Consider the following 11,265-nt stretch of genomic DNA (forward strand, 5'->3'; position numbering starts at 1 on the left):
ATCCTGAAGAATATTACGCTGTCGCTTCAGATCGTTTTTTTGCTGTTTTCTTGAATTGTTTCCATTCACGATCTTTAGCAAAAACAAATCCGGCTGCTTCTTCAATAAAAAAACCGATGTCATCAATGTTAGCCCAGGCGCAATATTCCATGATTTTTTCATAGGTTTCGTTGTTGATTTCAGCTTTGATTTTTTCTTTCTTTTGAAATCTTGTTCCGTTAATAATTGGCATTTCTAACCTCTTTGTTAAATGTATAGTTATTTCAGCAGACAAATCTTAGCAAAATAAAATTAGCTTGCAAAGATCGTTTCCACTATCCGTTAAATTTTCATTCCCGGGAAAAGATACAAACACAACAGCCTGTCCTATCATCCATTGATTTCATTCATGAAAGAATAGCAAAAGGTTTACGCAATTCAGGATAAAATGTGCTCCAAATTCGATCACAATATTGCAGAATATTTTTCTTGTTTTGCAAATAAATTTTCAAGGGATCATTAAATGGCAACCAGACTATATTGGCTAAAAAACCAAAGGCACTTGCATCCACACTTGTTATTTGATTGCCTAAAAAATATTTGTTATGCCCAAGAATTTCCGATGTAGCATCCAAAATTTTATAAGCCATAAATAACAGCTCATCACGAGTATGCCGTCCTGTGCCTTGCATATAGAGCGTTTTTTTCATCATTTTTCTTACCATATTCGGGATGAATAATTGGTAAAAAAAGGATAGTTGGCCAAAAAAAGTATTTTTGGTTATGCGCCATCCCTCCTCATCCTGCCAACGGAAGTAAACCATAATCCAGTATAATTTTTCGGAAAGAGTATTATCGATAAAGGTCGACAGCGCTTTTTGTTCATCGGTTATGTCCTTATCCAGAACATCACCAAATTTTTTCTTTAAAAAATCGATGATTAATTCACTATCCGCCAACATTTGATTGTCTATCTTAAGACAAGGCAATTTACCTTTGGGACTTTTTCGCGGATTAGCGACAAAACGAATATCGTAAGGCAACTCAACCATACGCAAATAAGTCTCTAGCTTTAAACAAAAAGGACTGGCATTCGGTAACCCCCAAATACCCGGGAACTGATACAGTGTGATCATGGTCAAGCTTTTCCCTGCAAATAAAGTGTGATCATTAAGGCCGATAGCTTTGCCAGGTTCTGCGCACCTGGCAAAGCTATCCGATTTTCCAGCGCCATTATTATACGCGTGGTATTATGCGCATGAAAGAATTATTACAGGAGCAACCTGATGAAGTCCTGCCCTTGCTGTTCGCAAAAACCGTATGAATCCTGTTGTGGCTTGTATCTTGAGGCGCAACAAATACCGGAAACACCGGAAGCGCTCATGCGTTCCAGATATACCGCGTATTCCCAGGCCAATATTGAATATATTAAAAAGACCATGCGTGGCCAACCTTTGCTGGGCTACAATGAACTGGAAGCAAAAATATGGGCTTCTCACGCTGTCTGGTTGGGATTGGAAGTCCTTGAGACGTCCTTGCATCCGAAAAAACCAAACACAGGCTATGTCGAATTTATCGCCCGGTTACGATCCGGTTACGACATGCAAATCATTCATGAACGAAGCGAATTTGAAAAATATCAGGGCAAATGGTTTTACAAAGCCGCCCATAAACCCCGCTGCTCAAAGGCAAGTAACAAACATTCCTGAATTTTAAAAGCCGCGTTCCGGACATTTTTTACAGACTTCCCGGCTTTAATTGATGGACATAACTCCAGGCTTGCTTCGACCTGCTCTCTCCCGCACACGGCAGTAAAAAAATAAAGAACTTGATTAAGAACAATTTCATACTCATACTAAATATTAATAAAACAAAATGACCGGTTATTAATCATGGCTGCGGATGAAAAAGATATATTTCCCCCCATTTATGGCTATTTATCACCCGAAAAAGCTGTAGAAATACTAAAAAGTAACAAGGCCGATGAAAAAAACTCGAGAGAAGTGTGCCTGGTGCGAGAAAGCTCGGAATGTATGGGCTTATTGACCGTTTCTTATTACAGCACAACAAGCAATAGCTTCAGACACATACGAATTGGTTTAACCGACAAGGGATGGGAATTGGCTCCAACCCCACCCTCAAAACCGCCCCGACAAAGCGCCCATAGCTTATTCACTAATTATAAGGAAGATTTAAAACAATTTAGCGAGGATATGTCAGCCTTTCGCAAAAAAGCTACCGCGATATTCAGTAATACTCCCGAATTGCGACAATATTCATTAAAATTGTATGAAAAACTCGAATCCCTGGGATTTGAAAGGGAAAATATGCTTGTGCCTGACATAAAACAGGCTTCATGTGCCTATAAAACTCTTTATGACGAGTTCAGTTCAGATGAAGAAGAAAGCCCGGAAAACCGCTATCGAACGTGGGAATAAACCCGGATTTATTTCATCAGGTTCTGTGTATTTTCTGTTTCAGGCTGCAAAATCTGTGTGACTTGTTTATTTTTGCAGGATTCGTCTGATTCCCGAGAATTATTTTTTCCCGAATTACAAAATCTTGACGTTATCAGTGGTACTATGTATTTTTAATACTCATATAGTTCGCCTGATTTCAGCAGTAAATAATAATGATATCAACGCGCAAAATACATTATCCGCTTTTAAACGGTTTCCTGTTACTTACCGCGGCACAAAGCATGGTGGGGTTTAGTATTGTCAGCTCCAAATTTCTGGTGACAACCGCCCCGATATTTCTATTACTGCTCGTGCGGTTCAGTATGGCCGCTCTTACCATAGCCCCTTTGCATTGGCTAACCTCCGCCAGAAAAATTCCTGTGAGACAGCACCTCGCAGCCCTTTCACGCAAGGACTGGTTATTTATTCTGGCGCAGGCGTTATCAGCCGGGCTGTTGTTTAACTGTTTTATGCTTCTAGGGCTCAATTATACCGACGCCAACGTTGCCGGGATCATCACCAGCGCTTTGCCGGCTATTATTGCGGTTATGTCCTGGTTACTATTAGGTGAAGCCATAACCGGCAAAAAAAGCGTGTGTATTTTTTTGGCGACCATGGGATTGATTATCATTGCTCTTGGCAAATTCAAGCACGCCGGCATCAACCATTCCTTTATTGGCGATTTTATTATTTTGTTCTCCCTGCTTCCGGAAGCAACCTATTACGTACTCTGTAAATTACACTCCAATCGCCTGCCTGTTTTTCTGGTATCTTCTTTATTGAATGGCATTAATGCCATTTTACTGTTACCCGTCCTGTTTTTTATCGACTGGCAAACCTTATCCATGACACCATTCGCAATTTTTCTGATTCTTTTACTTGGTATCAGTTCCGGTTTGTTTTATGTCTTCTGGTATTTTGGCTCCATGCGCGTTGACAGCATCCTCGCCTCCCTGTCCACGGCAATCATGCCGGTTGCGACCGTATTGATTGCCCGTGTGGCATTGGATGAGAAATTAACCGGCATGCAGTTAACAGGAATGGGGCTGGTTTTATTGTCTATCTTTATATATGCCCGCAGATAAATGTCTCGTCGGGCGAGGCGCCCGACCTTGTTCAGGATTGCCGCAAATGCGGAAATAAAATGACATCTCGTATGGATTGCGAGTTGGTAAAGAGCATGACAAGACGATCCACACCAATGCCTTCTCCGGCCGCAGGCGGCATGCCATACTCCAGTGCTTCAATATAATCGCTGTCAAAATGCATCGCTTCCAAATCTCCGGCGTCTTTTTCCATAACCTGTTTGCGGAATCGTTCCGCCTGATCTTCCGCATCGTTTAATTCGGAAAAACCATTGGCTATTTCGCGACCAGCAATAAAAAATTCAAAACGATCAGTCACATCCGGATTATCGTCACTGCGTCTGGCCAAAGGCGATACTTCCGTTGGATAGCCGGTGACGAAGGTAGGCTGCACTAGCAAGTGTTCTACCTTTTCTTCAAAAAGAATCATCTGCAGTTTGCCCAGACCATCCGTTTCCTTGTAGCCAAATCCCGACTTGTCAAGCAATGTCCTTAATCCTTCCACGGTTTCAATTTGTTGCCCGCCCACTTCCGGTAGATAATGCAAAATTGCTTCCTTGACGGTCAGGCGCTCAAACGATTTTGAGAAATCCAGCAATTGTCCCTGATATTCTATCTGACGACTCCCTGCCACCACATCACATAAATGGTGAATCAATTGTTCGGTAAAATCCATGAGGTCCTTGTAATCCGCATACGCCTGATAGAATTCAACCATGGTAAATTCCGGGTTATGGCGGGTGGAAATGCCCTCGTTACGAAAATTACGATTGATCTCGTAAACACGCTCGAATCCGCCGACCACCAAACGTTTCAGATAAAGTTCCGGCGCGATACGCAAAAACATTTCCATATCGAGGGTATGGTGATGAGTTATAAAAGGACGGGCAAGCGCTCCACCGGGAATAGGATGCATCATGGGTGTTTCCACCTCGACAAATTGATGACTGTCCATAAACTGGCGCATCGCCTTAATCATTTTAGTACGGATTAAAAACGTGTTTCGGCTATCCTCATTCGCGATCAAATCGACATAACGCTTGCGGTAACGAACTTCCTGATCCGTCAGCCCATGATATTTATCGGGCAAGGGGCGCAGTGATTTCGTCAACAATTCGATGTGTTCGGCGTGAACGGTCAGTTCATTGGTATTGGTTTTGAATAGTATGCCTTCAACCCCTGCAATATCACCCAAATCCCAATGCTTGAACTGCTCATACAGTTCCGGAAGTTCATTTTGGCGAATGTAGACCTGAATACGGCCCGACACATCCTGAATATGAAAAAAACTGGCCTTTCCCATAATACGTCTTAGCACGATACGTCCGGCAATGGCGACTTTTACCGGTTGTTCCACCAGCTCTTCCTTGCTGGCCGACTCGTATTGCAAATGCAAACTGGCAGCCAGATCCTGACGACGAAATTGATTGGGAAAATTAAATCCGCTTTCGCGCAAGTCCGCCAGTTTCTGTTTACGGATTTGATAAACTTCGCTCTCATCCAAATGTTCTTCTGTCACTGTCATGCTGCCCCTACTCCCGCTTTCAGGCTGGCCTTGATGAATGGATCGAGATCCCCGTCAAGAACGGCCTGCGTATTACTGATTTCCACACCTGTTCGTAAATCCTTGATGCGCGATTGATCCAGAACATAGGAACGAATCTGTGATCCCCATCCTATATCGGATTTGCTCGCTTCCAACGCCTGTTGCGCGGCATGTTTCTTTTGCATTTCCATCTCATAAAGTTTGGCTCGTAATTGCTTCATAGCCTGATCTTTATTTTTATGCTGGCTTCTATCCGTCTGACATTGTACCACGATACCGCTGGGTTCATGTGTAATACGAACCGCGGAATCCGTCCGGTTAACATGCTGTCCGCCCGCACCGGAGGCACGGTAAGTGTCGATACGCAAATCAGCCGGATTGATCGCTATATCAATGTCGTCATCCACTTCCGGGGAAACAAACACCGCGGAAAAAGACGTATGGCGCCGGTTCCCGGAATCGAAAGGGGATTTACGCACCAGGCGATGTACGCCGGTCTCCGTTCTGAGCCATCCATAAGCGTATTCTCCGCTAACATGGACGGTTGCACTCTTGATACCGGCAACATCACCAGAGGAACACTCTATCAGTTCACAGTCAAAGCCATGATGCTCGGCCCAACGCAAATACATGCGCAAAAGCATTTCAGCCCAATCCTGTGCTTCCGTACCCCCGGAACCGGCCTGAATATCCAGATAGGCGCTGGAATTATCCATTTTACCGGAAAACATGCGGCGAAATTCGAGTGTCGCCACTTGTTGCTCAATGGTCTCCAGTTCCTGGTAAATATCACTGATGGTACCTTCATCGTTTTCTTCACGTGCCAGCTCGAAAAGCTCCGTCAAATCAATCACGCTTTGTCCTAATTGTTCAAGCTGACTGACCACCGATTCCAGTTGCACCCGTTCTTTCCCCAAAGCCTGGGCTTGTTCCGGATTATTCCAGATTTCGGATGATTCCAGTTCTCTTACTACCTCTTCCAGACGTTCCCGTTTACTGTCAAAGTCAAAGATACCTCCGAAGAGCCTGGATACGATCCCCTAAATCAACTAAAGCCAGGCTGATTTGATTCACTTCCAACATACCATTCTCATTGTGCTTGAATTTAAAGCGATAGTGTACAGCGAAAGCGCTGTGCAGACCAGATGAATCTATGACTCTTCTTCAGTCCGGGTTTGGTGAATAAAATTTTCTTGACACAATTTTTTTGTAAAAAGGCAGTAGCCCGTAAGGAGGCCTGTGGCCGTATTGCGGGTTTGATGTGTCAATCAGGAACGTTTTCCCGCATTACAGCGAAGCCTTCATGACGGCTACAAGACATTATTATTTGGTGTGTAATAATAGTCACCTTGTTTTCGCGCGGAAAACAAGGTTGCTCACGGAGCCCTGAGCCTGTTTTCAGGATGGGGCACCGGTTTTGATTGCGGATCGATAGGCATGTAAATTCACCAGCAATTCCGCTTCCGCGTTTGATAAATGGCAACTGTCGACAATTTCCTCTTTATTGCCGCCCATCTCCAGGATACGAAGGGCATGCTGGTAGCCGCCGTCATTATGGCGCTTGGTTTCCAGGGATTGTAGTTGATTATCCATGCTGATTAACTGGCGATTGATATCGGCCAGTTGTCTGGCAAAGACCAAATCGGCATTGACCACGGCCGACTGTTCCAGCTGATGTTGCCCCAACAGCTTATCCAGTTCGGCAATTTTCTGCATGGCGTTCGTCAGTTTTTTATGCAGCTTGTAAATCCGGTAACTCAAAACCACAGTAATCAGTACCCCCACGCTAACCGCTATAATCATGGCACCTCCTTTTTAATCGGTTCGATTCGGCTGTTCTCAGGCAAGGCAGAGGCGCCTTCCCCGGTTTGTAAAGCCGCTTTTGTCTTGTACTTTTCGATGCTGATTGCCGGGTTGAGCAGTCTGGGAACCATTTTGTCTTTCGAGATAATTAAATTAACCCTGCGATTTTTGGCACGCCCTTCCTCGGTTGCATTATCGGCAACCGGATATTGCGCTCCGTAGCCGGTTACAGTGATTTTTCCAGGATCAACACCATACATGGTCAACACTCTGGCCATAGCCGCCGCCCTTCCCGTTGATAATTCCCAGTTGGATGGAAATCTGGGGGTACTGATTGGCACGTTATCCGTGTACCCCTCCAGCGCAATCGGAAAAGGCACTTCTTTCAGGACTTCAGCCACTTTCATCATTTTTATGATCGCGGACGGTTTTAAATCGGCACTGCCACTATCAAATAACGCGCCGGCTTTGATGTCAAGTTCAACCCAGCCTTGCTCTTTCTGAATATGAATGTCAGGATCCTGCAAATCCGCCAGAGCTTTACTCAACGCCTCAAAAGGCTCATTTTCGCTGCCTTTGATTTCTCCGGCACTCTGGCCGTTCGCATCACCAATATCCTCAACAGGCGCCTGCTTGCCGTCACTGGAATTGAATGCCGAGTGCATGCCTTGCGCCATAGCTTTGTATTTGGATACGTTTACGGAAGATATCGCATACATCACCACAAAAAACGCGAACAACAAGGTGATGAAATCGGCGTAGGAAACCACCCATCGATGAGCATCTTCATGATTTTCTTCCTTCTTGTTTCTTTTTCTCATCCTGATGATGTTGTCCAAAATTGTTCAATTTTAAGTTTAGCATATTTGGGCTCTCACCACCTGCCATGGATACCAAGCCTTCAATCAGCATTTCATCATGATGTATCTGATCACGCACACAACTCTTGATTTTGTTGGCTACCGGTAAAAAAACCAGGTTCGCTAAACCCACACCATAAATAGTCGCCACAAAGGCAACCGCAATTCCGGCGCCCAATTCACTGGGAGACGCCAGATTTCTCATCACCTGAATAAGCCCCAGCACCGCCCCTAGAATCCCTATGGTGGGGCTATATCCACCCATGCTTTCAAACACATGGGCCGCATGCAAGTCATGGGCTTCACGCCGATCAATTTCAGTTTCCAGTATCTGACGGATCGTTTGCTTGTCCACACCTATAACCAGTAATTCAAGACCTTGTCGTAATAGCAGGTTTTTCTCACTCTCGATATGCTCTTCCAGAGACAGCAAGCCAAATTGCCTTGCCTTTCTGGCCAGTTCCACCAGTTGCACTTTCGTTTGCTCAAAAGACCGTTTTGGAGGAAGAAAAATCCATGGAATAATTTTGAAAGCCCGTTTAAATGTGTTTAACGGCGTTTGCACCATAACCGCCCCCATCGTTCCTCCGAGAACAATAAGCAGCGCGGGCAAATTCAAAAGGGAATTAATTTGTCCTCCCTCAATCATCTGACCGACTATGATCGCCAGAAATCCTGTCATCAACCCCAGAAATGTTAAGCCATCCATTGCAAGTATTTTACTCCGATAATCGTGCTTTAATCCGAATTGTCGCCTGGCTGTGTATTTGAGAAACGCGGGATTCACTGACTCCGAGAACTTCACCGATTTCCTTCAAATTCAAATCCTGTTCATAATACAAGGACAAAACCAGACGTTCCTTTGGTGGTAGTGTTTCAATAACCTGAGTTAAATGATTAATCATATCCTCATGCAGAATTTTTTCATGAGGCTCCGTCGCATGGCTTTCCCCTCCCTTCAGAGTATCATCCGTAACCCCCAAATCATCGAAACCATACAGCTGACTGCCTGAGGAATCTTTCAATAGCGTGTGATACGCATCCAGACTTAAATTCAATTCATCCGCAATCTCTTTATCCTTGGCATCACGACCTAACCTGTTTTCCACTTTTTTTACCGCCTCGGCTATCATGCGGGCATTGCGGTAAACGGATCGGGGAACCCAATCATTACGCCGTACTTCATCCAGCATATGACCGCGGATGCGGATACCCGCGTAGGTTTCAAAGGAAGCGCCCTTTGTGGCATCGTAATGCCTGACTGCTTCCAGAAGACCTAGCATACCTGCTTGAATCAAATCGTCCAACTGAACGGAATAAGGCAATCGCCCTAACAAATGATGTGCGATACGCTTCACCATCAGGGCATGCGTTTTAACCAACGCTTCCTGGGTTTGTTGATTTACCTTGCCGTATGCAGCCAACGCATCCACGACTCTCTCCTTAGTGTTCTCCTGCTACCAGCCGTTCCAGAAAAAAGCTGGTATTCCCTCCCAATGAGCGTTTGAATGGCCAATTTTCAACCGAATCAGCAAGCTGTCGTAAAGCCTTTGCCGCACCACTATCAGGATAGACAGCCAACACGGCTTTCTGTTTTTTTACCGCGTCGTGAACACGCTCGTCAAAAGGGATTGCCCCAAGATAATCCAGTCTGACATCCAAAAACTGTTCCGCGACCCGATAAAGTTTATTAAATAATTCCCGCCCTTCCCTGGTACTTCTTACCATATTGGCAAGTATATGAAAATGACTCCATTCATATCGTTTGCTCATGACCTTTATTAAGGCATAGGCATCCGTTAATGAGGTTGGTTCATCACAAACAACCACTATGATTTCCTGGGACGATCTAGTAAAGCTTAGCACAGTGTCAGAAATACCGGCTGCCGTATCAATAATCATATAATCAAAATCATCCGTCAGCTCATTGAACGCATCGATGATGCCGGCGTGTTCGACCGCGGAGAGCTGCGTCATATACTCCGTTCCGGACGCTGCTGGAATAACCCGGATATCGTGAGGACCCGTCAACATGATATCCGTCAGATGACACACGCCCTGTATCACATGAGATAAATTATACTTGGTGTGCAACCCCAGCATGATATCAATATTAGCCAGACCCAAATCGGCATCAAGCAGTAATATTTTTTTATTTTTCTGAGCCAGCGCGACGGCCAGATTTACAGAAACATTGCTTTTGCCGACACCGCCCTTCCCGGCGGAAACAGCAATAACTTTCACAGGTTTGGAACGAGTGATATTGCGTAAACCATCAGCCTGATCACTTACCTTTTGATTAGCTTTCGACATACCCCCCCCTGGAAACACTCTGAAAAGCATCCTGCCTTTTCTCGCAGCTCTCCTGCATCATCTGTTCCTGCAAGGCAAACTGCTCGATTAATTGATGACGCGTGGCCAGTTTGATATCTTCCGGTACCCGCTGCCCATGCGTCAAATAACTAACACCCAATCCAGACTCCGCCACGGCACTCAAGACACCGCCCAAAGCCGGGGACTCATCAAGTTTGGTAATAATACATTGCTCCACACAACTCGCCTGGTAGCGTGTGATGGCATCAATAATGGCCTGATAATGACTGGTAGCCGGTAAAACCAGAACCGTCGCAATGGAATGCAATTGCGTACCCAGCAAATCCATTTGCCTGGCCACCCGCTCATCAGCGGGGTTCATACCCGCCGTATCAATCAATATCAATTTTTTATCGCTTAATTGCCTGATAATCCGGGATAGTGAAGCGTCATCATGAGCCACACAGACCTGAACACCTAATATTTTCCCATAAAGAACCAGTTGCTCTTCCGCCGCGATCCGATAAGTATCCATCGTAATCAGACCGAGTTTCTCAGCGCCAAAACGCAAGACAAAACGAGCGGCAATTTTAGCCAGCGTCGTTGTTTTTCCTACACCGGTCGGGCCGACAAACGCGTAAATCCCGCCTTCTTCAATGCGCCTTGTGTCATAAACAGGGATAGAGGAGGACAGGTGATGCAACACGTCCTTCCAGCCTCTCTGTTGATTCACACTGGGACTAATCCTGTTAACCAGGGACGAAGCCGTCATTTGGCTTACGCCCAGATAAATTAATTTTTGCAGAAGCAGCGCGTGCAAGGGTTCCCCTTGTCCCGGATGTCCACGAAGCTGCGCTTCAAGCATACTGCGTAATGTTTGTATTTCCTGACGCATGTCGTCCAGTGGCGAGGAAGACGAGTCCAAAGGACTGCTTTGGCTGGGCGGTTGCGCGCTTGCTACAGCCGCACTCGAACTCAAAACCGTTTCATCAAAATCGATTGCCGCCACGATTTCCACGCCGTCATCGACCCGGCTGCTGGACAAAATCACCGCATCCGGGCCAAACGCCTCCTTGATGCGCTGCATGGCCGTACGAGTATCCGGTGCTATAAAGCGTTTCAGTTTCATGAGTTCTCCACTCTATGTTATAGCTCAACATTGACGCCAGTCAGCCGCATTTGCAGCCGGGAAAAGTTACGCGCAGAGCCTGAAGTACCGA

The 11,265-nt window shown here is 45.5% G+C and carries 13 protein-coding genes; 3 read left to right on the forward strand and 10 right to left on the reverse strand.

Annotation, left to right across the window (positions count from 1 at the left end; genetic code table 11):
• Window positions 1–13 precede the first annotated feature (13 nt).
• Together CKW05_RS10550 and CKW05_RS10555 are read right to left on the reverse strand one after the other, a co-directional pair.
• A complete protein-coding gene (locus tag CKW05_RS10550) occupies window positions 14–232 on the reverse strand; it encodes a hypothetical protein (protein WP_058482345.1) in 219 nt (72 codons plus the stop codon).
• 154 nt (window positions 233–386) lie between these two features.
• Window positions 387–1,115, reverse strand: a complete 729-nt coding sequence (locus CKW05_RS10555) for a glutathione S-transferase family protein (protein WP_058482344.1) — start codon at window positions 1,113–1,115, stop codon at window positions 387–389.
• Window positions 1,116–1,265: 150 nt separating this feature from the next.
• Here CKW05_RS10555 and CKW05_RS10560 point away from each other — a divergent pair, with 150 nt between their 5' ends.
• The 3 genes from CKW05_RS10560 (at window position 1,266) to CKW05_RS10570 (ending at window position 3,523) form a co-directional block, all read left to right on the forward strand.
• Window positions 1,266–1,688, forward strand: coding sequence for a YchJ family protein (locus CKW05_RS10560; protein WP_058482343.1), 423 nt, complete (start codon window positions 1,266–1,268; stop codon window positions 1,686–1,688).
• A gap of 183 nt (window positions 1,689–1,871) precedes the next feature.
• The gene (locus tag CKW05_RS10565; protein ID WP_058482342.1) at window positions 1,872–2,417 is read left to right on the forward strand and encodes a hypothetical protein; all 546 of its coding nucleotides are present in this window, start codon (window positions 1,872–1,874) and stop codon (window positions 2,415–2,417) included.
• A 194-nt stretch (window positions 2,418–2,611) separates the two neighbouring features.
• Window positions 2,612–3,523 (forward strand): DMT family transporter, encoded by a 912-nt coding sequence (locus tag CKW05_RS10570; RefSeq protein ID WP_095140629.1) that lies wholly within the window; start codon window positions 2,612–2,614, stop codon window positions 3,521–3,523.
• 31 nt (window positions 3,524–3,554) lie between these two features.
• On the opposite strand, the gene lysS is transcribed toward CKW05_RS10570, so the two are convergent.
• The 8 genes from lysS to flhF form a co-directional block, all read right to left on the reverse strand.
• Entirely contained in the window at window positions 3,555–5,048 is a 1,494-nt protein-coding gene (gene lysS / locus CKW05_RS10575; RefSeq protein WP_058482340.1) for a lysine--tRNA ligase, read from the reverse strand.
• Window positions 5,045–6,152 (reverse strand): peptide chain release factor 2 gene (gene prfB / locus CKW05_RS10580; RefSeq protein ID WP_133141161.1). Its coding sequence is split into 2 segments (ribosomal slippage): window positions 5,045–6,076 and window positions 6,078–6,152, totalling 1,107 coding nucleotides; the frame shifts between segments, so codons are not numbered across the junction. Before prfB ends, lysS begins: the two co-directional genes overlap by 4 nt.
• 315 nt (window positions 6,153–6,467) lie before the next feature.
• Entirely contained in the window at window positions 6,468–6,872 is a 405-nt protein-coding gene (locus CKW05_RS10585; protein ID WP_058482338.1) for a DUF2802 domain-containing protein, read from the reverse strand.
• Window positions 6,869–7,693: a flagellar motor protein MotB gene (locus tag CKW05_RS10590; protein WP_058482337.1), complete on the reverse strand. Its 825-nt coding sequence runs from the start codon at window positions 7,691–7,693 to the stop codon at window positions 6,869–6,871. The genes CKW05_RS10585 and CKW05_RS10590 overlap by 4 nt, the downstream gene beginning before the upstream one ends.
• A complete protein-coding gene (locus tag CKW05_RS10595; protein WP_058482336.1) occupies window positions 7,659–8,441 on the reverse strand; it encodes a flagellar motor protein in 783 nt (260 codons plus the stop codon). The genes CKW05_RS10590 and CKW05_RS10595 overlap by 35 nt, the downstream gene beginning before the upstream one ends.
• A gap of 10 nt (window positions 8,442–8,451) precedes the next feature.
• Window positions 8,452–9,165: an RNA polymerase sigma factor FliA gene (locus tag CKW05_RS10600; protein ID WP_058482335.1), complete on the reverse strand. Its 714-nt coding sequence runs from the start codon at window positions 9,163–9,165 to the stop codon at window positions 8,452–8,454.
• Between the two features lie 10 nt (window positions 9,166–9,175).
• On the reverse strand, window positions 9,176–10,045 hold the full coding sequence (locus CKW05_RS10605; protein WP_058482334.1) for a MinD/ParA family protein: 870 nt from the start codon (window positions 10,043–10,045) through the stop codon (window positions 9,176–9,178).
• Window positions 10,032–11,174 (reverse strand): flagellar biosynthesis protein FlhF, encoded by a 1,143-nt coding sequence (gene flhF / locus CKW05_RS10610; RefSeq protein ID WP_058482333.1) that lies wholly within the window; start codon window positions 11,172–11,174, stop codon window positions 10,032–10,034. The genes CKW05_RS10605 and flhF overlap by 14 nt, the downstream gene beginning before the upstream one ends.
• Window positions 11,175–11,265: the final 91 nt, after the last annotated feature.

The organism is Legionella spiritensis (genome assembly GCF_900186965.1).
GTDB classification, from domain to species: domain Bacteria; phylum Pseudomonadota; class Gammaproteobacteria; order Legionellales; family Legionellaceae; genus Legionella_C; species Legionella_C spiritensis.